Below are 20,917 nucleotides of genomic sequence, written 5' to 3'. Positions count from 1 at the left end.
CACAAGAGTGCCCACCCGGAAATCATCGCGGGCGGGAGTGCCGAATCCAGGTGTTTTGCCCCACCGGGGCGGTTTTATCGTCAGCTGACAGGTCCACGACGCGGCCGTGTGGGCTGGTCGCGGCCCACGCCGCACCGAAGAGCAGCAGCTGGTTGAAGACGTACAGATAAACCAGTGCGCCGACCGCGGAACCCACCAGTGCGTACGCCGGGTTGCGCTCGACGATCGCCACGAACGACTTGCCCACCGTGTTGAGCAGCATCAGCCCGATGCCGACCTGGAGCACCGGCGGGGCCATCCGGCGCGCGGTCATCTTGAGTCGCGGCACCCCGGTCAGCAGGGCCGCCGCCAGCAGCATGTTCACCCCGAAGGTGAGCAGCACGCTGACCGCCGAGAGCGTGGTGGCGAAACCGCCACCGGCCAGCCAGTGCAGCAGCCGTTCCAGGCCGTAGACGGCCATCTGGGTGAGCGCGATCAGCAGCAGGAGCCCGACCAGCACCAGCAGGTCGACGGCCTGGCGCACGCCGATGTACCCGGGTTGCTCACGCAGTTGCCAGATCAGCCGCTGCGACGAGCGGATCGCCTCGACCCAGCCGATGCCGGTGAAGGTGAGACCAAGTATGCCGACGATGCCGACCGTCTTCGTGCTGTCCAGGATGGCCTGCACGTTGAGGAACGGCAGGTTGTTCTCGAGGAAGTCGTGCACCAGCTCGAAGAGCTCGATGTTGTTGTTCAGCAGGAAGCCGAAGACCGAATAGCCGATGAGCAGCAACGCGAAGATCGCGAAGAACCCGTAGTACGCGATCGCCGCGGCCAGCCGGCCACCCTGGACGTCCTCGTAACGCAGGATGGCCCGGCAGAAATGATCGAAGTAAGGCGACCAGTATCGCCACTGCATGATCCGGGCTTCAGCAGCGTCGTACGCCCGGTCGATCGGGTTCACCGGCAGACCGTAACCGAGTTGTCAGCGCCCGAGTGGGAAGTCCCGCCGTGGCCGCCAAGGTCCCTCGCCGCCGTGCGAGAAAAGCGTGAAGGAAGCGACCTCGAAACTGGCCGAGAAATCGGCGAGTTCCTCGAAGACGGCGTCCAGTGCCTCCGGCGACACGTCCTGCGCCACGGTGACATGCGGGTGGTACGGGAACCGGGTGTCCCGCCGCACGTCCTGCGACCGCGTGATCGCCTCTGCCAACAGCTCACACTCGCTGATGCCCCTGGCCAGGGTCACGAAAACCACCTCGGTTATCGGCCGGAACGTACCGGTGCCGCGGAGGTGGATGGTGAACGGCGGCTGAGCGGCGGCGATCGCCTCCAGATGCTTCTCCACCGCCGGCAGCGCGTCACCGTCCACCTCGGTCGGGCCGAGGAGGGTGACGTGCGCCGGGGTGTACGCGGCCTGGGGGTCGCCCGCTTCGGCGCGGCGGCGGGTCAGCAAGGAACCCCAGGGCTCCGGGATGTCGATCGCCACGCCGATGCGGGTGCGTGCCGGCTCGGACACTGGCTCAGGCTCCGCGAGCGGGCGCTACAAAACCCACATTCTGGTACGCGCGGGCGAGGGTGTCCGCGGAGACGGCACGAGCCTTCTCCGCGCCGATCGCGAGGATCTTGTCGAGCTGGCCGGGGTCGTCGAGGTACGCCCGGGTGCGCTCCTGGACCGGCTTGACGAACTCGACCAGCACCTCGGCCAGGTCCTTCTTCAGGTCGCCGTAACCGCGTCCGTCGTACTGTTCGAGCAGGTCGTCGATGGTGCGCTTGGTGAGCGCGGCGTAAATCGTCAGCAGGTTGCTGACGCCCGGCTTGTTCTCCTCGTCGAAGAGGATCTCCCGGCCGGTGTCGGTGACCGCCGACTTGATCTTCTTGGCCGAGCGGGCCGGGTCCTCCAGAAGCTCGATGATGCCGTTCGGCGAGGAGGCCGACTTCGACATCTTGCTCGTCGGGTCCTGCAGGTCGGTGATCTTCGCGGTGTCCTTCACGATGTACGCCGAAGGAATGTTGAAGGTCTTGCCGAACCGGGTGTTGAACCGCTGCGCGAGGTCACGGGTGAGCTCGAGGTGCTGCCGCTGGTCCTCGCCGACCGGGACCTGGTCGGCCTGGTAGAGCAGGATGTCGGCGGCCTGCAGGATCGGGTACGTGAAGAGGCCGACGGTGGTGCTGTCCTGGCCGGCTTTCGCGGACTTGTCCTTGAACTGCACCATGCGGCCGGCCTCGCCGAAACCGGTGATGCAGCTCAGCACCCAGCCGAGCTGCGCGTGCTCGGGGACGTGCGACTGCACGAAGAGGGTGCAGAGATCCGGGTCCAGACCGAGCGCGAGCAACTGCGCCACCGAGACCCGAGTACGGTTCCGCAGGACCTTCGGGTCGTGGCCCATGGTGATCGCGTGCAGGTCGACGACGCAGTAGAAGGCGTCGTGCGTGTTCTGCATGGCCACCCAGTTGCGCACGGCGCCCAGATAGTTGCCGAGGTGGAAGGAGTCGGCGGTCGGCTGAATGCCGGAAAGCACACGCGGGCGGCGGGCAACGTCGGACATGGGCGCCATTGTGTCAGCCTCGACCGGGGAACCGCGAATCCCCTACCGGGTAGCGGCAATGTTTGAAACTGTTGACTTATGAGCGATTATGGAGAATTCTATGATCGTCGTGCTTATCGAGAAGGGCCTGGGCAAATGAAGTTGCTCGTCACCGGCGGCGCCGGCTACGTCGGCAGCGTGACCAGCAGGCTACTGCTGGACGCCGGCCACGAGGTGGTCGTCCTCGACAACCTCCGCACCGGCTTCCGCGAGGCGATCGCCCCGGACGCCACCTTCGTCGAGGCGGACATCGCCGACGCCGGGCAGGTCCTGACGCCGGACGCCGGCTTCGACGCCGTGCTGCACTTCGCCGGCCTGATCGCGGCCGGCGAGTCGATGGCCAAGCCGGAGCTGTACTGGCACGAGAACGTGGTGAAATCGCTCGCCCTGCTCGACGCCATCCGCGCCGCCAAGGTGCCCCGGGTGATCTTCTCGTCGACCGCCGCGGTTTACGGCAACCCGGTCGAGCTGCCCATCACCGAGTCCGCGGTCAAGGCCCCGACCAGCACGTACGGGTCGACCAAGCTGACCTTCGACCTGGCGCTGACCTCGGAGACCTTCGCGCACGGCCTGGCCGCCGTCTCGCTGCGGTACTTCAACGTGGCCGGGGCGTACATCACCGACGAGCACGAGATCGGTGAGCGGCACGACCCGGAGACCCACCTGATCCCGATCACGCTGCAGGCCGCCGCCGGCAAGCGGGAGAAACTTCAGCTCTTCGGTGACGACTACCCCACCGTCGACGGCACCTGCGTGCGTGACTACATCCACGTCGAGGACCTGGCCCGGGCGCACCTGCTGGCGCTGGACGCCGCGGTCGCCGGCGAGCACAAGATCTACAACCTGGGTAACGGCAACGGCTTCTCCAACAAGCAGGTCGTCGAGGCCGCCCGCGAGGTCACCGGGGCCGAGATCCCGACCGAGATCGCCCCGCGCCGCGACGGCGACCCGGCGACCCTGGTGGCCGGCTCGGACCGCGCCCGCGACGAGCTCGGCTGGGTCCCGCGGAAAAACACGCTGCAGGACATGATCGGCGACGCCTGGACCTTCTACCGGAAGCACGTGGCATGAGCGTTTCCGAGGTTTTCACCGCCGCGTACGGCACCGAGCCGGCCGGCCTCTGGGCCGCACCCGGCCGGGTCAACCTGATCGGCGAGCACACCGACTACAACGACGGCTTCGTGCTCCCGTTCGCCCTGCCGCAGCGCACCGTCGCGGCGGCCGGCCCGTCGCCGGACGGCCAGTGGCACATCTGCTCCACGCTCATCCCCGAGCCGGTGACCTTCGGCAACACGGTTCCCGGTGACGTCACCGGGTGGGGCGCCTACGTGGCCGGCATCGTCTGGGCACTGCAGGACGCCGGCTTCGAGGTCCCGCCGGCGCGCATCGCGATCGACTCGGACGTGCCGCTCGGCTCCGGCCTCTCCTCCTCGGCCGCGCTCGAGTCGGCGGTGCTCACCGCGCTGATCGACCTCGGTGGCCTGGACCTGCCGCTGGAGAAGCGACCGGCGCTCGCCCAGCGGGCCGAGAACGTCTACGTCGGCGCGCCCACCGGCATCATGGACCAGTCCGCCTCGATCCGCTGCCAGGACGGCAAGGCGCTGTTCCTGGACTGCCGGTCGTTCGAGGTCGAGCAGATCCCGTTCGACCTGGCCGCCGAGGGCCTCGCCATCCTGGTGATCAACAGCAACGCCCCGCACCAGCACGTCGACGGCGAGTACGGCGCACGCCGCAAGAGCTGTGAGGCCGCTGCCGCCACGCTCGGCGTCCGGGCGCTGCGTGACATCGCGGTGGCCGACCTGCCGGAGGCGCTCGGCAAGCTCGGCGACGACGTGCTGGTCCGCCGTACCCGGCACATCGTCACCGAGAACCAGCGGGTCCTCGACACCGTCACCCTGCTGGGTGAGGGACGCGTCCGTGAGATCGGCCCGCTCCTGACCGCCTCGCACGCCTCGATGCGCGACGACTTCGAGATCACCGTTGCCCAGGTCGACGTGGCCGTCGAGACGGCGCTGGAGGCCGGCGCGTACGGCGCCCGGATGACCGGCGGCGGTTTCGGAGGCTGCGTTCTCGCCCTGATCGACGCCGACCGTGCCGAGGCGACCGCCGCGGCGGTCGCCACCGCGTACGAGAAGCACGGCTTCACCGCCCCCACCAGCTGGGTGGCCGTGGCCGGACCGGGCGCCGCCCGGCTGTAACAGCGGAGGTCCTGCGGCGGGTGCAGCCCGCCGCAGGGCTCCCGGCACCCGATCGGCCCACCCGATCGAGGGGGTCACTCGGCCTTTCAGCCGATCACCCGCAGGAGCGAGACCAGGGGCTCAACGGGCGGGCACGCGACTAACGTGTGCCGCATGGGGGTCAGCCCACCGTTTCTCTCCGATGACACCGAGCAAGATGACACCGAGCAGAGTGTCACCATCAGCATCGACGCCGAGGCGGATGCCGCGATCTCACTTCTCACGGTCCGCGGCCCCTGGGATGATCAGCTCCGGTACAACGCCTCGGCATCGCTGCGCCGATGCTTCACCGAGCACCCCGACGCTCTGATCCTGGATCTGTCCGGCCTGCTCGACCCGCGCAGCGAGAGCGCGCCGACCTGGGTCACCGCGCAGCACGCCGCGGCCGCCCTGGTGCCACCGGTGCCGCTGGCGCTCTGTGTGCCGCCGGATCTCCCGCTCGCCCACCGCATGCAGGGTCTTGGCGCGGGGCGGTTCCTGCCGGTCTACGCGAAGGTGCGGCAGGCCCGGGTGGCGGTGGCCGGGCGCATCCCCGGCATCGAGCGGCTCTCGCTCACCTTGGAGCCGGGCACCGATGCGCCGAGCGCCGCGCGCAACCTGGTCAGCGACGCCTGCCTGTCCTGGGGGCTGGTCCATCTGCTGCATCCCAGCCGGCTCGTGATGTCCGAGCTGGTGACGAACGCTGTCGAGCATGCCGCCACCGAGATCCGCGTGGTGGTGACCCGGCGCGGCGCCGGGCTGCACCTGGCGGTCGCCGACGATGATCCGCGGCTGCCGGAGGTGATGGCCCGTCCGGCCCATCCGCGCCCCGACCTTCCGCTCGACGAGCGGGGCCGGGGTCTGCGGATGGTTCAGGACACGGCGGTGATGTGGGGCAGTGTGCCCACCGAGACCGGCAAGATCGTCTGGGCGACGATAAAGGCCGCTAGCGCGCCTCGATGATCATCCCGGCACCGACCGTACGGTTGGTGCTCTCATCGACCAGGATGAAGCCGCCGGTGGTCCGGTTACGGCGGTACTCGTCGGCCAGCAACGGCACCGTGGTCCGCAGTTTCACCCGGCCGATCTCGTTGAGCCCGAGCTCGCCGGCCGACTCGTCGCGGTGCAGCGTGTTCACGTCGAGCCGGTACTGCAGGCCACGCACCACGGTCCGGGCCGTCCGGGTGGTGTGCTTGATCGTGTACTTGCCGCCGACCCGCAGCGGGGCCGTCTCGTCCATCCAGCAGATCATCGCTTCGATGTCCTGCGCGACGGCCGGCGCGTTGTTCGGACGGCAGATCATGTCACCGCGCGAGATGTCGATCTCGTCGGTCAGCCGGACCGTCACCGACATCGGAGGGAACGCCTCCTCGACCGGGCCGTCGGCCGTGTCGATCGACGCGATCTTGCTGGTCAGGCCGGAGGGCAGGACCATCACGTCGTCGCCCGGCTTGAGGATGCCGGAGGCGACCTGGCCGGCGTAACCGCGGTAGTCGGTCACCGTGGTCGACTGCGGGCGGATCACGTACTGCACCGGGAAACGGACATCGACCAGGTTGCGGTCGCTCGCGATGTGCACGTGCTCCAGGTGGTGCAGCAGGGACGGACCCTCGTACCAAGGGCTCTTGTCCGAGCGGGAGGCGATGTTGTCGCCGTTGAGCGCTGAGATCGGGATGATCGTCAGGTCGGGGGCGTCCAGTTTCGCGGCGAACGAGGTGAACTCGTCGGCGATCTTGTCGTAGACCGCCTTGTCCCAGTCGACCAGGTCCATCTTGTTGATGCACAGGACCAGGTGCGGCACCCGCAGCAGCGAGGTGAGGAACGCGTGCCGCCGGGACTGCTCGACCAGGCCCTTGCGGGCGTCGACCAGGATCAGCGCCAGGTCGGCGGTGGAGGCGCCGGTGACCATGTTCCGGGTGTACTGGATGTGCCCCGGGGTGTCCGCGATGATGAACTTGCGCCGCGGCGTCGCGAAGTACCGGTACGCCACATCGATCGTGATGCCCTGTTCCCGCTCGGCCCGCAAGCCGTCGGTGAGCAGCGCGAGGTTGGTGTACTCGTCACCGCGGGACGCGCTGGCGGTCTCCACGGCCTCAAGCTGGTCTTCGAAGATCGTCTTGGTGTCGAAGAGCAGCCGGCCGATGAGCGTCGACTTGCCGTCGTCCACGCTTCCGGCGGTGGCGAACCTCAGCAGGTCCATGCCCCGCGCCGCGGCGGCGTCCGGCTCCAGAACTGCCTGGCTCATCAGAAGTAACCCTCTCGCTTACGGTCTTCCATCGCGGCCTCGGAGACCCTGTCGTCGCCACGGGTGGCGCCGCGCTCGGTGATCCGGGTGGCGGCGACCTCGTCGATCACCTTGTCCACGGTGTCCGCGTCGGAGAGCACCGCCGCGGTCTGCGAGGCGTCGCCGACCGTGCGGTAACGCACCTGACGGACCTCGGAGGTCTCGCCGTCACGGAGCTTGATGAACTCGTTGACCGCGTAGAACATCCCGCTGCGCTCGACGACCTCGCGCTCGTGGGCGTAATAGATGCTCGGGAGCTCGATCTTCTCCTTGGCGATGTAGTGCCAGACGTCCAGCTCGGTCCAGTTGGAGAGCGGGAAGACACGGATCGACTCGCCGGGGTGGTGCCGCCCGTTGTACAGCGACCAGAGCTCGGGGCGCTGGTTTTTCGGGTCCCACTGGCCGAACTCGTCGCGGAAGCTGAACATCCGCTCCTTGGCCCGCGCCTTCTCCTCGTCGCGGCGGGCGCCGCCGAAGAGTGCGTCGAAGCGGTATTTCTCCACTGCGGCGAGCAGGACCGGGGTCTGGATCCGGTTGCGAGTGCCGTCCGGCAGCTCGCGGACCAGGCCGGTGTCGATCGCTTCCTGGACGCTGGCGATCACCAGGTTGAGGCCGAGAGTGGCCACCCTGCGGTCGCGGTACTCCAGAACCTCGGGGAAGTTGTGCCCGGTGTCGATGTGCATCACCGGGAACGGGATGCGCGCCGGCGCGAACGCCTTCTCCGCGAGGCGCAGCATGACGATCGAGTCCTTGCCGCCGGAGAAGAGCAGCACGGGGCGCTCGAACTCGGCCATTACCTCTCGCATCACGAAGATGCTCTCGGCTTCGAGAGCATCCAGATGCGAGACGCGATAGGGCTTCGTCTGGCTCATGAGTGCAGTCCCCCAGACCTTTCTCCGGTGTCGGCCGGGCAGGGCATCGTCACCCTGCGATTTTGCACGGTCGGTGCCGGGTCGTCATTGTGTCGGAAGATGCTTCCGCAGCGCAGCTAGCAACCGAGGAGCGAGATCCTTACGACAAACGACCAGGTCAGGTAACTTCGGGTCGCCCTGGTTATAGGCCAGCGGGGACCCGTCGATACGGGATGCGTGCAGTCCCGTGGCCAACGCCACAGCCACCGGCGCGGCCGAGTCCCACTCGTACTGGCCGCCGGCGTGGACGTACGCGTCGGCCTCGCCGCTGATCACCGCGGCGATCTTGACGCCGGCCGAGCCCATCGGCACCAGCTCGGCGCCGATCTCCTCGGCAAGGGTGGTCACGAACGCGGGCGGACGGGTACGGCTCGCCGCGATCCGGATCGCACCGCCGGTCGCCGACTCCAGCGGCATCGGCGGGTACGCCGGAGGCTTGTCGGTCGCGTACGTACGGTGCTGGGCCGGCATCGCCACCGCGCCGGCCGACAGGCAGGCCAGGTTCGACGAGTCGGCGGTCCAGAGCGCCACGTGCACGGCCCAGTCGGTGCGGCCCTCCTCGGAGAACTCACGGGTGCCGTCCAGCGGGTCGACGATCCAGACCCGCGAGGCGCTGAGCCGGTCCGGCCGGGCCAGACCCTCCTGCCAGGCCACCCGGGCGTGCTCGTCCTCCTCGGAGAGCACCGCGTCGGCGGGGCGCCAGCGGGCCAGCTCGGACCGGAGCAGTTCGTGTGCGGCCTGGTCACCGGCGGCCTTCAGTGCCTTCGGGTCCGCGTACCCAATCTCTTGCCTGACCTGGAGAAGCACCTGGCCGGCGCGGTCCGCGAGCCAGCGGGCGAAGGCCGCGTCGATGACCGGCGGCGTTCCGCTCTCTCCTGCGTCCCGCGGCCCTGCAATGCGTGCCGACGCCTTCGTCTGCTCGCCCATCGTCTCGCTCCTCCTCGGCTTTCGCCCAGCGCCGGCCCTGCCCTGCGGCAGTTCCGGCCTCAGTACGCTCCGGACGACCGCACCACCGCGGTCACGGTCCTGAGCAGGATCACCAGATCGAGGCTCAGGGACCAGTTCTCGACATAGCGCAGGTCGAGTCGGACCGCCTCCTCCCAGGAGAGGTCCGAGCGCCCGGACACCTGCCACAGACCGGTCATGCCGGGCTTGACGGCCAGGCGTCGCCGAACGTCGTCGGCGTAAGCGGCGACCTCTGTCGGAAGCGGGGGTCGCGGGCCGACCAGCGACATCTGCCCCAGAAGGACGTTGAGCAGCTGCGGCATCTCATCGAGCGAGAACCGGCGCAGCCACCGTCCGACCGGGGTGACCCGCGGATCGTCGCGCATTTTGAAGAGCACACCATCGTGCTCGTTGAGGTGCCTCAGCTCAGCCAGGCGAGCCTCGGCGTCGAGGTACATGCTGCGGAACTTGAAAATCCGGAACTCTCGACCATCCCGTCCCACACGCACTTGGCGAAAGAGTACCGGGCCACGTGACGAGAGTCCCACGCAGAGCGCCACGCTCAGCAGCACGGGGCCGGAAACGATCAGCAATGCGAGTGCGCCTAAACGATCGAACACGTCCTTGACCAGGCGCGATCCGCCATGCAGCCGGGGATGCTCGACGTGCAGCATGGGTAGTCCATCGAACGGGCGAATCGTGGTCCGCGCACCGGCCACATCGACGAGAGCACTGGCGACCACGAGATCGACCTCGTCACGTTCCAGCTGCCAGGCGAGCCGGCGCACCGCGGCACCGTCCAATTCGGGGCAGCTGAGCACCACCACGGTGTCCGCGTCGGCCTGCTCGACCGCGCTCGCCACCTCGTCGAACGTGCCGTAGACGGTCAGTCCGGCGACGCCTATCCCGTCGGCGTCCGGCGGCAGGCAGGCACCGACCACCTCCAGGCCGTGGTACCGCTCGCGGCGCAGTTGCCGGGTGATTCCGATCACGGACAGCTCGTGACCGACAACGATCACTCGTCGGAGGTTCTCTCCGCGTACCCGGGCGAAGTGCAGCCGTTTGCGGAGAAGGAAACGCAGCACCACGGCCGCGACGACCGCTGCCGGGAGCGCGACGAGGACGTAGGAGCGCGCGAGATCCAGATTCAATGCGTACGAGACGACGGCCGAGCCTGCGATCAGTCCGACACCGCCGCGGATCACTCGCTGGTACTCGTCACTGCCGACGAACAGGTACCGCCGCTCGTAGGCCCGGGAGATCGCGAGTACCAGCAGGAGCAGGACCGGCAGCAGCGCGGAGTAGAAGGTGTAGGCGCGGTTGTACTGGGTCACCGCGTCGCCGAAGCGGACCATGAACGTCGCCACCCCGGCGGCCACACCGGCGGTCAGGTCGGAGAGGACCAGCGACCAGACGTACCGGCGTTCCCAGAGCTGGCGCCGGGACATCGCGGCGTGCCGGCCGCGGTTGCGGACGAACGGACGGTTCCCCGGGCGCACGGCCTGGGACCGGCTGGGCCTCGGCGACCAGTGCCGCTCCATGGCGTTGTTCTTCGAGGCGGCACCCGCCGGCGGTGGGCTCAAAGGCACCACCGGTCCGGGGATCTTGGCGTTCCGGTTACGGGCCGCCGAGCCGCGCGGTCCTCGATTGGGTGAGCCGGTCGACGCGTCCGCTCGCCCCTCGGACACGTCCTGGGACATCCCCCGACCCTCCTGTCACCGCAATCGCACCGGTTGCGTGCGTTCGTGTGACCAACGGACGGACGGCGGAGCGCGTCACGGTGTGGCTAGGTAGACAAATAGACATAAAGCGCCTTTTTGTCGCCAGGCCGGAATGTCAGCTTCCGTGATATTTGTTCTGCGCCCACTCCACGCCTTCGAGAACGATCGCCTCGGTGACGTCGGCCGCCCGGTCCACCAGGAAGTCCAACTCCTTGCGCTCCGCCGCCGAGAAGTCGGAGAGCACGTAATCGGCCGGTTCCTGCCGCCCCGGCGGCCGCCCGATCCCGAATCGCACCCGCGCGTACTCCTTGCTCGCCAGCGATTTCGACATCGAGCGCAGTCCGTTGTGACCGCCCTCGCCGCCGCCTCGTTTGGCACGCACCTGTCCGTACGGCACATCAAGCTCATCATGCACCGCGATCACATGCGCCACGGGAACTTTGAAGAACTGGGACAGAGCCACCACAGGGGCACCGGACAGGTTCATAAAGGTCAGGGGTTTCACCAGGATCAGCTTCGGACCTCCGAAGCCCAGTCGCCCCTCGGCGACCTCGGCTTGGGTCCGCTTCGCCCGGCCGAACTTGCCGCCCGTCCGGGAAGCCAGCAACTCGGCCACCATGAAGCCGACGTTGTGCCGGTTACCGGCGTACTCCTTGCCGGGGTTGCCCAGGCCGACCACCAGAAAGGGTGCCTCGTCGCTCAACCTTGCCTCCGCGGGGATGACGAACGCTGGATACAGATCAGGGAAAGTGCGTGACGCACTTTCCCTGATCAGTGGTTTACCGCTGCGGCAGACTTACTTACTCCGCGCTTTCGGCGGCCTCAGCCTCGGCGGCGGCGTCCTCAGCCTGCGTGGTGCTCTGCGCCGCGCTGATGACCGCGAGGACCAGGTCGGCCTCGACCGCGAGCTCGGTGCCCTTCGGCAGCTTCACGTCGCCGGCGGTGATGCGCGTGCCGGCCTCGAGGCCCTCGATCGAAACCTCGAGCTCGGACGGGAGGTGCAGCGCCTCGGCGACCACGGAGACCGTGTTCGACTCGTGGACGATCAGGGTGTTCTTGGCGGCCTCGCCGACCAGCGTCACCGGGATGTCGACCTGGATCTTCTCGCCACGCTTCACGATGAGCAGGTCGATGTGCTCGTAGGTGTCCTTGATCGGGTCACGCTGGATCGCCTTCGGCAGGGCCAGCGTCGCGGCCGCGTTGCCCGCGATGTCGATCGTGAAAATCTGGTTCAGGCCACCGTGCCGGATGGCAGCGGCGAACTCACGGGCCGGCAGCGCGATGTGCTGCGGCGCCTCGCCGTGACCGTAGAGCACTGCGGGAACCAGACCGGCACGGCGCGTGCGGCGGGCACCACCCTTGCCGAATTCGGTGCGGGGCTCGGCGCTGATCTTTACCTCGGACACGGGGAAACTCCTGAAACTCTTCGAAGCGGGCTGCGGCTAAGTCTGCGGCTGCGGTATCCGGCAGTGCTGCGGTGATCGCCGCCGACGGCACTGGGGCCGTCGCCGGCGCTGCCGGGCAAGGGGCGCGCTGGGCACAGGCCCGGAGCACCGCGTCGATGACGGCACCTCGAGTGGACTGCGAACCTCAGCAGACCACGAAGCACCCTCGCCGTGGCAACCGGCCTAGCTTACCTGCCGCGATCGCGCATTGGTCAGCGGGTCCGCACCAGGTGATGGTGTCCGCGAAAAAATCACCCTACTGACGCAACACGCACCACATGAGAAAACGCCCGTCACAGACGGGCGTTTCCCTAGCGTGTGAAACGGATCAGCTGAGTCCACCGAACAAAGTGGTCACCGAGCCGTCGTCGAAAACCTCACGGATGGCCCGGGCCAGCAGCGGCGCGATCGACAACACAGTGATCTTGTCGAGCTGCTTCTCCGGCGAGAGCGGCAGCGTGTTCGTCACCACGAGCTCGCTGATCCGGCTGTTCTTCAACCGCTCGGTCGCCGGGTCGGACAGCAGGGCGTGAGTGGAGGCGACGATCACGTCGGCAGCACCCTCCTCGAAGAGGATGTCCGCCGCCTTGGTGATCGTGCCACCCGTGTCGATCATGTCGTCGACGATCAGGCAGACCCGGCCCTCGACCTCACCGACCACCCGGTTCGCCACCACCTGGTTCGGCTTCAGCGGGTCGCGGGTCTTGTGGATGAAGGCCAGCGGGCAACCGCCGAGACGGTCGGTCCACCGCTCGGCGACACGCACCCGGCCGGAGTCCGGCGCGACCACGGTCATCGGCCGTCCGGCGAACTTCTTCTGCACGTAGTCGGCGAGGATGTCCATCGCGAACAGGTGATCCACCGGTCCGTCGAAGAAGCCCTGGATCTGCGCGGTGTGCAGGTCGACCGTGAGAATCCGGTTCGCACCGGCGGTCTTGAGCAGGTCCGCCACCAGCCGGGCGGAGATCGGCTCCCGGCCGCGGTGCTTCTTGTCCTGCCTTGAGTACGGGTAGAACGGCAGGACCACGGTGATCCGCTTCGCAGATCCACGCTTGAGCGCGTCGACCATGATCAGCGTTTCCATGACCCAGCGGTTCACTCCTTCGGTGACCGACTGCACCACGAAGGCGTCGGACCCGCGAACGGAGTCCTTGAACCGGACGAAGATTTCCCCGTTGGCGAATTCGTACGAGTCAGACGGCGTCGGCGCCACGCCGAGCACCTGGCCGATCTCCTCAGCCAACTCGGGGAAACCCCGGCCGGTGAAGAGCATCAAACTCTTACGGTTCTCGGCGACGATGCTGCCCATCGGATCGCTGCTCCCGTTGATTAGGGGGTGGGTTCGCAGTGAAGTATCCCTTGCGACAACGTAACTTCCACGTTTCGTGGCCGTCGGGTGGGATGGCTCACCCCCGCTGGATCAGTCCTGCTCAGGGGTGATATTCGAAGCTTCGGCCGCGGCCTTGGCCGAGACGGTTCCGGGACGGCGCCGCTGCGTCCAGCCTTCCACGTTGCGCTGCGGCGCGCGGGTCACTCCGAGGTCACCGGCCGGTACGTCCTTCGCGATGGCACTTCCAGCCGCCACATAGGCCCCAGGACCGATCTCCACCGGCGCGATCAGGACCGTGTCCGAGCCGACGAACGCGGCCTCGCCGACCGTGGTCCGGCTCTTCTTCACCCCGTCGTAGTTCGCGAAGATCGTGCCGGCGCCGATGTTGGCGCTCGCCCCGATGGTCGCGTCACCCACGTACGACAGGTGCGGCACCTTGGCGCCCTCACCCAGCTGGGCGTTCTTCGTCTCGACGAACCCGCCGACCTTCGACTTACGCGCCAGCTTCGTCCCCGGCCGCAGGTACGAGAACGGGCCGACGGTCGCCGACGGGCCGATCTCCGCACCGATCGAGTGAGTCCGCAGCACCGTGGCGCCCTCGGACACCACAGTGTCGACAAGCGTGGTGTCCGGCCCGATCACCGCGCCGGTCGCCACCGAGCTGGTGCCGAGGATCTGCGAGTTCTGGTCGACGACGGCGTCCGGCGACAGCGTCGCGGTCACGTCGATCCAGGTGGTCGCCGGGTCGAGCAGCAGCACGCCGGACCGCATCCAGGCCTGGTTGACCCGGTCGCGCATCAGCACCCGCAGGCGGGACAGCTCGGCACGGTCGTTGCAGCCCAGCGTCTCGTACGCGAACTCGGCGATCTCCACCGCGACCGGGTGACCCAGGCCGGCCAGGATGCTGAAGACGTCCGTCAGGTATTCCTCGCCCTGCGCGTTGTCGGTCGACAGCTTGCCGAGCGCCTCACGCAGCAGGACCGCGTCGAACGCGTAGATCCCCGAGTTGATCTCCCGAAGGGCGAGCTGCTCGGCGTTGGCGTCCTTCTGCTCGACGATCCGCTCCAGGTTGCCGCCGGCGTCCCGCACGAGCCGGCCGAGACCGGTCGGGTCGGTCACCTCGGCGCCCAGCACGGTCGCCGCGGCGCCGGCCCGCTCGTGGGTGCTGAGCAGCGCCTCCACCGTCTCCGGGCGCAGCAGGGGCACGTCGCCGCTGAGCACCACGACGGTGCCGGTCAGCTCGGGCACCGCGTCGAGGGCGATCCGCACGGCGTGGCCGGTGCCGTTCTGCTCGGCCTGAAGCACCGGCGTCGCATCCGGCGCGGCCTCGGCGAGAAACGCGCCGACCTGGTCGGCCTTGTGCCCCACGACGACCACGGTGCGGTCGGTGTGGATGGCAGAGGCAACCGAGAGGACGTGCCCGAGCAGCGTGCGGCCGAGCAACGGCTGCAGCACCTTGGGCGTCGCGGATTTCATCCGCTTCCCCTCACCAGCGGCAAGAACGACAACGGTACGACTGGGGGCCTGGCTCACGCGTGAACTCCAAGTTCGCAGTAGGCAAAGTTGGCTGACGCTTCAACCCGGCGTCAGCCCGACCGCAGGCGTAAAAGCTCCCGGAAGAGGATTCGAACCCCTATAAACGGCACCAAAAGCCGTGGTCCTACCATTAGACGATCCGGGAATCATTTCGGACATTTCCCTAGGGCCATGTCCGCTCGTCACATGATAGCGGGCGCGCTCTGATCTTCACTCAGGGCGATCCCCTCCATGACCGCTTCCGCCTCCCAGTAAAGACGTGCGGACTTGAGCACGTTGATCACGAGACAGCCGCGATAAGGCTCCCCCACGTTCCGCCGCACGGTCGTGGGGTTGTGCTTCTTCAAACTGGGCCGCTGGAACACCTCGGCCGAGGCGCCGAGAATCCCCGCCCACCACGCCGTTGCCTCGGCGACATCCGCCGACTCATGAATGCTCAGGCGGTACCTGAGGCGTTCCGGCTCGACGCCCAGCAATGCCACGTATCGCAGGAAGAGCAGGATCAGCCGCGGGTCGCTGTTGATGAACTGCAGATTGGTCGCGCCCGGCCGCCACGGTTTCGCCTTGGTCCCCTCACACCAGTAGGTAACCGCACCCAGAAGGATGACCTCGCGATCCGAGAGCGCACCGACCCACTCCGCCAGCCGGACCCGGGTGGCCTCGCGCTCGCTGTCGCGCTTCTGCCGGTACGGCCCCCACCTCGCCTCGGCAACGGCGCGGGAATGACGACTGCGACGCGCCGCGGCCTCAGCCGGCGTCGCGTCGAGCGGCATGTCCCGGGTCCAGAGATAAGCGGACGACTTCGACACCGCGAGCAACTCGGCGATCTCCGGCACGGTCCGCCCCTCGCTCCGCAGCTCTCGCGCTCGTTCTCGCTCGTCATCCTTCGCCCGCGTGCGCCGCGAGGCCGCACCCGCTTGAGTCACACGCCCAGCTGGCTCGTAACCAGTAGTCATACGACCATGTTCGGGCGTTCCGGATGCGACCTGCAAGGGCCTCGACATGCCATTCCTGTCAGGATGGACAGGTGAAAGATCAGACGGAAAGCGGCGACCGACCCCCACGCGTGCGGATGCCGGCGGCCCAGCGCCGGGAGCAGCTGATCACGATCGGCCGCCAGCTCTTCGCTGAACGCGGGTTCGACGCCACCAGCGTCGAAGAGGTGGCCGCCCGGGCGAAAGTGTCGAAACCCGTCGTCTACGAGCACTTCGGCGGCAAAGAGGGTCTTTACGCCGTGGTCGTCGACCGCGAGGTCCGTTCGCTGCTCGACCGGATAGCCGCGGCGCTGACCGCCGGGCATCCTCGGGAGCTGCTGGAACAGGCCGCGCTCGCGCTGCTCGATTACATCGAGGCGGAGCCGCACGGGTTCCGGGTGCTGGTCCGCGAGTCGCCGGTGCTCTCCGCGGCCGGCAACTTCTCCAGCGTCATGAACGACATCGCTCACCAGGTGGAACACATCCTGGCCGCGGAGTTCAAGAGCCGGGGCATCGACCCGAAATTCGCCGAGCTCTACTCGCAGGCGCTGGTCGGGATGGTGGCGCTGGTCGGGCAGTGGTGGCGCGAGGCGCAGCGGCCCAAGAAGGAGATGGTCGCCGCGCACCTGGTCAATCTGGCCTGGAACGGCCTGTCCCATCTGGACACCAAGCCGACCCTGCTGACCCGCAAGGTGCGATGAGCCGCACCTTGCGGTAGCAGGTCTCTCAGGCGGTGCGTCCCTCGCGGACCTGGCGCGGCGCGCCGGCCCGGGACTCCGGGACGACCTTGCTGTACAGGCTGACCGTGATCAGCAGCAGGCCGGCAAGGTAGGTGACGACAACGGTCGAGATGCTGTAACCGAAGAAGTTGGCGTCGGTCCGGATGGTCGCCAGCGCGTAGCTGCCCATCACCAGGATCGCCCATCCGAGGTACTTGTCGATCGCGACGTCGAGGTTCTTGCCGATCGCGGTGCCGATCAGCACGAGGGCGCCGACCGCGATGTGGATCAGCGAGGAGAGCATGTTGGTCTCCTGGCCGAGGACCCGGATGCCCGTCTCGTTCGCGAACGGCTCACCAGCGGTCTGGATCGCGCCCAGGACGCCGAAGACCACCAGGTAGGCGCCAACGACGAAGCCGACGATCCGGTAGATCGCCCGCAGGGGATGGTTGACCGGAATGTGCGAGGCCATTTATCCGTCTCCAAGGTCAGGTGTAGTCGTACCGATTCTCGCGTATTGGTGACAAGGGCGCAGGCACACCCCCCGGATCAGTTGTCGGACACCTGTTCCGCGAGCTCCAGCCACTCCAACTCGGCCTGCTCCTTCTCCTCGCGCACCGCTTTGAGCTGGGCCTCGAACTCGACGATCTTGTCGTAGTCGCTGCCGTGCTGGGCCAGCTTCTCGTTGATCTTGGATTCTTTCTCGGTGAGCTTGTCCATCTGCCGCTCCAGCCGCGAAAGATCCTTGCGAGCCTGCCGCAACTCACCCGCCGAGAGGCCAGGCGCGCCCTGCGGCGCTCCAGCTTCCTTCCCGGGTACGCCCGGAGCACCGCTCACTGACACCCGGGAAAGGTATTCGTCGATGCCGCCCGGAAGGTGCACGAGTTTTCCGTCGCCGAACATGCCGTACGCCGTCTCGGTGACCCGCTCCACCAGGTAACGGTCGTGGCTGGCCACCACCATCGTGCCCGGCCACGAGTCGAGCAGGTCCTCGAGCGAGGCCAGGGTGTCGGTGTCCAGGTCGTTCGTCGGTTCGTCGAGCAGCAACACGTTCGGCTCGGTGGCCAGCAGGCGCAGCAGCTGCAGGCGCCGGCGCTCACCACCGGAGAGGTCGCTGACCGGCGTCCAGATCCGCTTGTCGGTGAAGCCGAACACCTCGGCGAGCTGACCGGCCGAGAGCTCCCGGTCGCCCAGCTTGACCCGCTTGGCGACCTCTTCCACCGCCTCCAGCAGGCGCAGGTGCCCGGGCAGCTCCTTGAGCTCCTGGGAGAGGAACGCGGGACGGACCGTCGAGCCGGTGACCAGACGGCCGCCGTCCGGCTTGGTGACGCCGGCCAGCAGCCGCAGCAGGGTCGTCTTGCCCGCGCCGTTGGCGCCGAGGATGGCGATCCGGTCGCCCGGGCCGACATGCCAGGTGAGGTTCTTGAAGATCGGCTTGGGACCGGCGTTCAGCTCGATCTGCTCCAGGTCGTAGACCTGCTTGCCGAGCCGGGTGGTGGCGAGGCGCTGCAGGCTGACCGTGTCACGCACCGGCGGGATGTCGGCGATCAGCTCGTTGGCCGCGTCGATCCGGAATTTCGGTTTCGAGGTCCGGGCCGGCGGGCCCCGGCGCAGCCAGGCGATTTCCTTGCGGAGCAGGTTCTGCCGGCGGGACTCGACCGCCACGGCGACCCGCTGCCGTTCCGCCCGGGCCAGCGTCCAGGCGGCGTAACCGCCCTCGTAGATGTGCACCTGCTGGTCCACGACCTCCCAGGTCGCGGTGCAGACCTCGTCGAGGAACCAGCGATCGTGGGTGACCACGACCAGGGCGCCGCGCCGGGTGACCAGGTGTTTGGCGAGCCAGTCGACGCCGGCCACGTCCAGATGGTTGGTGGGCTCGTCGAGGATCAGCAGGTCGCTCTCGCGGACCAGCAGTGCGGCGAGCGCGACCCGGCGGCGCTCGCCACCGGACATCGGCCCGACCGGGGTGTCCAGGCCGAGGTAACCCATGCCGAGACCGTCGAGGATCGTGCGGACACCGGCGTCGCCGGCCCACTCGTGCTCGGCGCCCATGCTCTCGGTGAGCCAGCCGGTGCCGAGGACGACGTCACGGACGGTCGCGTCGGCGGCCAGCGTGAGGCTCTGCGGCAGGTTCGCCACCCGGAGGTCACGACGGTGGGTGACCCGGCCGTCGTCCGGCTCCTCGATCTTGGCAAGCATGCGTAGAAGGGTGGATTTGCCGGCCCCGTTCAAACCGACGATGCCGATGCGGGCGTCGTCGTCAAGGCCGAGCGACACGTCGGTGAGCAGCTGACCGGCGGCGCCGTAACCCTTGTTGACCCGGTCCAGGTTGATGATGTTGGCCACGATGCGTCTAGGTTACCCGCGCGCCCGGCTGCGGCCCGCGCGCGGTGACCGCCTCCAGGCAGACCCCCGCCGCGTTCAGCCCCGCCGCGATCTCCTGGGCGTGTCCGGCGTCGGCGGCGAGGAAGACACAGGTGGGGCCGGAACCGGACACGAGGCCGGCGATCGCGCCCGCCTCATGACCGGCTTTCAGCACGTCAGCGAGCTGCGGGCGCAGCGACAGCGCGGCCGCCTGGAGATCGTTGCCGAGCGCGGCGCCGAGCACCTCCGGGTCACGCTGGCGCAGCGCGGCCATCAGCTGATCGGGGCCCTCCAGCGGGGGCGGCGGCCAGGAGCTGTCCCGCAGGGTGTCCAGCTCGCGGTAGACGGCGGGGGTGGACAGGCCGCCGTCGGCGATCGCGACCACCCAGTGCCAGGCGGTGGGCCGGGCCAGAATCGGGCTGACCGCCTCACCGTGGCCGGTGCCGAGCGCGGTGCCGCCGTGCAGCAGGAACGGCACGTCCGAGCCGAGCTGCGCGCCGACCTCGGCGAGCTGGTCACGGGACATGCCGAGACCCCAGAGCATGTCGCAGGCGATCAGGGCGGCAGCCGCGTCGGCGCTGCCACCGGCCAGCCCACCGGCGAGCGGGATCGACTTGCGCAGGTGCAACCGCGCGTACGCCGGGACCCGCGCGTGCGCGGCCAGCGCCCGGGCGGCCCGGATGATCAGGTTGGTCTCGTCGAGCGCCAACTCCCCGGTGCCGACGCCCTCCATGGTCAGGGTGAGCGTGTCGCCACGGCGGGCGGTCAGCTCATCGAAGATCCCGATCGCGTGGTAGACCGTGTTGAGCTCGTGGTAACCGTCCGGCCGCAGCGGACCGACACCGAGATGCAGATTGATCTTGGCAGGCACCCGGACACGCACCGGCCCCGGATGCGGACGCGGCCCCTCGTCGTCCGGCCCCCACGCCTCGGTCACGGAGCGATGTCCCGGATCGGCAGCCGAATCTCAAACGGCGAATCGGGCGACCACATGACTCGGCCTGCCGGTTCGGCTGTCATGAGTCCACCTCCTCGGGTTCCACATCAGTGGGGGTGAGCTTACCGCCGGGCACCGACACTTTGGCTGCCGCCGCGATCGCCGCGAACTCGCCCACCGTGAGCGCTTCGCCCCGGGCCTGCGGGCTGACGCCGGCGGCGCGCAACACCTGCTCAGCGCGGTCCGCGCCGCCGGCCCAGCCGGCCAGCGCGGCGCGCAGCGTCTTGCGCCGCTGCGCGAACGCCGCGTCGATCACCGCGAAGACTTCGGTACGCACGGCGTCCGCCGGAGGCTCGCGCCGGGTGAACGCGACCAGCCCGGAATCCACGTTGGGCACCGGCCAGAACACCGCCGGTGGCACCTTGCCGGCCGACTTCGCCTCGGCGTACCAGGCCAGTTTCACCGACGGCACGCCGTACACCTTCGAGCCGGGACCGGCGACCAGCCGGTCCGCGACCTCCTTCTGCACCATGACCAGGCCGCCGCGCAGGGTCGGCAGCTCGGCCAGCAGGGACAGGACCACCGGCACTGCCACGTTGTAGGGCAGGTTCGCCACCAGCATGGTCGGCGCCGGGTCGAACCGGTCGCCGCGGACCCGGAGCGCGTCGGCCTGGTGCACGGTGAGGTGCGGCGCGGTGACCGTCTCCGGCAGCGCGGCGGCCAGCGTCGGGTCGATCTCCACGGCGTGCACGTGCCGCACCGCGCCGACCAGGCCCAGCGTCAGCGAGCCGAGCCCGGGACCGACCTCCAGTGCCACGTCGTCGGCGCGCAGCCCGGCCGCCGCCACGATCCGCCGGATGGTGTTCGGATCGTGCAGGAAGTTCTGGCCGAGCTTCTTGGTCGGCGCGACGCCTAGGCGCGCGGCGAGTTCCCGGATCTCCGCCGGGCCGAGAAGTGAGTCAGCCATGGGC

General features: G+C 68.5%; 20 protein-coding genes and 1 tRNA gene. 4 read left to right on the top strand and 17 right to left on the bottom strand.

Translation table 11 applies throughout. The annotated features are described in order from the left end of the window. Positions 1–22: 22 nt before the first annotated feature. From B0I29_RS16855 to trpS, 3 genes are read right to left on the bottom strand one after another with little or no spacing between them, the layout of a single operon-like run. A complete protein-coding gene (locus tag B0I29_RS16855; RefSeq protein WP_111649925.1) occupies positions 23–943 on the bottom strand; it encodes a YihY/virulence factor BrkB family protein in 921 nt (306 codons plus the stop codon). 21 nt (positions 944–964) lie between these two features. Continuing rightward, positions 965–1,495, bottom strand: coding sequence for a 2'-5' RNA ligase family protein (locus B0I29_RS16850; protein WP_111649924.1), 531 nt, complete (start codon positions 1,493–1,495; stop codon positions 965–967). A 4-nt stretch (positions 1,496–1,499) separates the two neighbouring features. Further along, positions 1,500–2,525 (bottom strand): tryptophan--tRNA ligase, encoded by a 1,026-nt coding sequence (gene trpS, locus B0I29_RS16845; RefSeq protein WP_111649923.1) that lies wholly within the window; start codon positions 2,523–2,525, stop codon positions 1,500–1,502. A gap of 135 nt (positions 2,526–2,660) precedes the next feature. On the opposite strand from trpS, the gene galE reads away from it, so the two are divergent. The 3 genes from galE to B0I29_RS16830 all read left to right on the top strand — a co-directional run bounded on the left by galE (position 2,661) and on the right by B0I29_RS16830 (position 5,743). Beyond that, positions 2,661–3,635, top strand: coding sequence for a UDP-glucose 4-epimerase GalE (gene galE, locus B0I29_RS16840; protein WP_111649922.1), 975 nt, complete (start codon positions 2,661–2,663; stop codon positions 3,633–3,635). Further along, complete coding sequence (gene galK, locus B0I29_RS16835) at positions 3,632–4,762, top strand: galactokinase (protein WP_111649921.1); 1,131 nt, start codon at positions 3,632–3,634, stop codon at positions 4,760–4,762. The genes galE and galK overlap by 4 nt, the downstream gene beginning before the upstream one ends. Before the next feature lie 153 nt (positions 4,763–4,915). Further along, positions 4,916–5,743, top strand: coding sequence for an ATP-binding protein (locus B0I29_RS16830; RefSeq protein WP_111649920.1), 828 nt, complete (start codon positions 4,916–4,918; stop codon positions 5,741–5,743). On the opposite strand, the gene cysN is transcribed toward B0I29_RS16830, so the two are convergent. The 10 genes from cysN to B0I29_RS16780 all read right to left on the bottom strand — a co-directional run bounded on the left by cysN (position 5,727) and on the right by B0I29_RS16780 (position 15,788). After that, a complete protein-coding gene (gene cysN / locus B0I29_RS16825) occupies positions 5,727–7,025 on the bottom strand; it encodes a sulfate adenylyltransferase subunit CysN (RefSeq protein WP_111649919.1) in 1,299 nt (432 codons plus the stop codon). The two genes, B0I29_RS16830 and cysN, sit on opposite strands and share 17 nt — an antisense overlap. Continuing rightward, positions 7,025–7,936 (bottom strand): sulfate adenylyltransferase subunit CysD, encoded by a 912-nt coding sequence (gene cysD, locus B0I29_RS16820; protein WP_111649918.1) that lies wholly within the window; start codon positions 7,934–7,936, stop codon positions 7,025–7,027. Before cysD ends, cysN begins: the two co-directional genes overlap by 1 nt. A gap of 84 nt (positions 7,937–8,020) precedes the next feature. After that, positions 8,021–8,902 carry a 3'(2'),5'-bisphosphate nucleotidase CysQ gene (locus B0I29_RS16815; RefSeq protein ID WP_111649917.1) on the bottom strand — a complete coding sequence of 294 codons (882 nt, stop codon included), beginning with the start codon at positions 8,900–8,902 and terminating at the stop codon, positions 8,021–8,023. Between the two features lie 59 nt (positions 8,903–8,961). Next, positions 8,962–10,620: a sugar transferase gene (locus B0I29_RS16810; RefSeq protein WP_111649916.1), complete on the bottom strand. Its 1,659-nt coding sequence runs from the start codon at positions 10,618–10,620 to the stop codon at positions 8,962–8,964. A gap of 136 nt (positions 10,621–10,756) precedes the next feature. Beyond that, positions 10,757–11,344, bottom strand: a complete 588-nt coding sequence (gene pth / locus B0I29_RS16805; RefSeq protein WP_111649915.1) for an aminoacyl-tRNA hydrolase — start codon at positions 11,342–11,344, stop codon at positions 10,757–10,759. Positions 11,345–11,441: 97 nt separating this feature from the next. Continuing rightward, on the bottom strand, positions 11,442–12,047 hold the full coding sequence (locus tag B0I29_RS16800) for a 50S ribosomal protein L25/general stress protein Ctc (protein ID WP_111649914.1): 606 nt from the start codon (positions 12,045–12,047) through the stop codon (positions 11,442–11,444). 367 nt (positions 12,048–12,414) lie between these two features. Next, on the bottom strand, positions 12,415–13,395 hold the full coding sequence (locus tag B0I29_RS16795; RefSeq protein WP_111649913.1) for a ribose-phosphate diphosphokinase: 981 nt from the start codon (positions 13,393–13,395) through the stop codon (positions 12,415–12,417). Between the two features lie 111 nt (positions 13,396–13,506). After that, positions 13,507–14,949: a bifunctional UDP-N-acetylglucosamine diphosphorylase/glucosamine-1-phosphate N-acetyltransferase GlmU gene (gene glmU / locus B0I29_RS16790; RefSeq protein ID WP_111649912.1), complete on the bottom strand. Its 1,443-nt coding sequence runs from the start codon at positions 14,947–14,949 to the stop codon at positions 13,507–13,509. Between the two features lie 77 nt (positions 14,950–15,026). Next, positions 15,027–15,097 (bottom strand) — tRNA-Gln (locus tag B0I29_RS16785). A gap of 37 nt (positions 15,098–15,134) precedes the next feature. Then, positions 15,135–15,788: a resolvase gene (locus tag B0I29_RS16780; protein ID WP_181557837.1), complete on the bottom strand. Its 654-nt coding sequence runs from the start codon at positions 15,786–15,788 to the stop codon at positions 15,135–15,137. 236 nt (positions 15,789–16,024) lie between these two features. Here B0I29_RS16780 and B0I29_RS16775 point away from each other — a divergent pair, with 236 nt between their 5' ends. Further along, positions 16,025–16,627: a TetR/AcrR family transcriptional regulator gene (locus tag B0I29_RS16775; RefSeq protein ID WP_111649967.1), complete on the top strand. Its 603-nt coding sequence runs from the start codon at positions 16,025–16,027 to the stop codon at positions 16,625–16,627. Between the two features lie 25 nt (positions 16,628–16,652). Here the strand turns inward: B0I29_RS16775 and B0I29_RS16770 are convergent, their stop codons facing one another. From B0I29_RS16770 to rsmA, 4 genes are all read right to left on the bottom strand, one after another. Further along, a complete protein-coding gene (locus B0I29_RS16770; RefSeq protein WP_111649911.1) occupies positions 16,653–17,117 on the bottom strand; it encodes a DUF4383 domain-containing protein in 465 nt (154 codons plus the stop codon). Between the two features lie 77 nt (positions 17,118–17,194). Beyond that, entirely contained in the window at positions 17,195–18,991 is a 1,797-nt protein-coding gene (locus B0I29_RS16765) for an ABC-F family ATP-binding cassette domain-containing protein (protein WP_111649910.1), read from the bottom strand. A gap of 7 nt (positions 18,992–18,998) precedes the next feature. Next, positions 18,999–19,946 (bottom strand): 4-(cytidine 5'-diphospho)-2-C-methyl-D-erythritol kinase, encoded by a 948-nt coding sequence (locus B0I29_RS16760; RefSeq protein WP_111649909.1) that lies wholly within the window; start codon positions 19,944–19,946, stop codon positions 18,999–19,001. Between the two features lie 79 nt (positions 19,947–20,025). Beyond that, complete coding sequence (gene rsmA / locus B0I29_RS16755; protein ID WP_111649908.1) at positions 20,026–20,913, bottom strand: 16S rRNA (adenine(1518)-N(6)/adenine(1519)-N(6))-dimethyltransferase RsmA; 888 nt, start codon at positions 20,911–20,913, stop codon at positions 20,026–20,028. Between the last annotated feature and the right edge of the window lie 4 nt (positions 20,914–20,917).

It is taken from the genome of Actinoplanes lutulentus (genome assembly GCF_003259845.1).
Taxonomy (GTDB): domain Bacteria; phylum Actinomycetota; class Actinomycetes; order Mycobacteriales; family Micromonosporaceae; genus Actinoplanes; species Actinoplanes lutulentus.
This window is presented reverse-complemented; position numbering and strand designations above follow the sequence as displayed.

Bases quoted from the DNA above. Each gene is read 5' to 3' on its own strand.
- trpS (WP_111649923.1), bottom strand. From the start codon at position 2,525: ATGTCCGACGTTGCCCGCCGCCCGCGTGTGCTTTCCGGCATTCAGCCG.
- galE (WP_111649922.1), top strand. From the start codon at position 2,661: ATGAAGTTGCTCGTCACCGGCGGCGCCGGCTACGTCGGCAGCGTGACC.
- galK (WP_111649921.1), top strand. From the start codon at position 3,632: ATGAGCGTTTCCGAGGTTTTCACCGCCGCGTACGGCACCGAGCCGGCC.
- B0I29_RS16830 (WP_111649920.1), top strand. From the start codon at position 4,916: ATGGGGGTCAGCCCACCGTTTCTCTCCGATGACACCGAGCAAGATGAC.
- cysN (WP_111649919.1), bottom strand. From the start codon at position 7,025: ATGAGCCAGGCAGTTCTGGAGCCGGACGCCGCCGCGGCGCGGGGCATG.
- cysD (WP_111649918.1), bottom strand. From the start codon at position 7,936: ATGAGCCAGACGAAGCCCTATCGCGTCTCGCATCTGGATGCTCTCGAA.
- B0I29_RS16815 (WP_111649917.1), bottom strand. From the start codon at position 8,902: ATGGGCGAGCAGACGAAGGCGTCGGCACGCATTGCAGGGCCGCGGGAC.
- B0I29_RS16810 (WP_111649916.1), bottom strand. From the start codon at position 10,620: ATGTCCCAGGACGTGTCCGAGGGGCGAGCGGACGCGTCGACCGGCTCA.
- B0I29_RS16795 (WP_111649913.1), bottom strand. From the start codon at position 13,395: ATGGGCAGCATCGTCGCCGAGAACCGTAAGAGTTTGATGCTCTTCACC.
- B0I29_RS16775 (WP_111649967.1), top strand. From the start codon at position 16,025: ATGCCGGCGGCCCAGCGCCGGGAGCAGCTGATCACGATCGGCCGCCAG.
- B0I29_RS16770 (WP_111649911.1), bottom strand. From the start codon at position 17,117: ATGGCCTCGCACATTCCGGTCAACCATCCCCTGCGGGCGATCTACCGG.
- rsmA (WP_111649908.1), bottom strand. From the start codon at position 20,913: ATGGCTGACTCACTTCTCGGCCCGGCGGAGATCCGGGAACTCGCCGCG.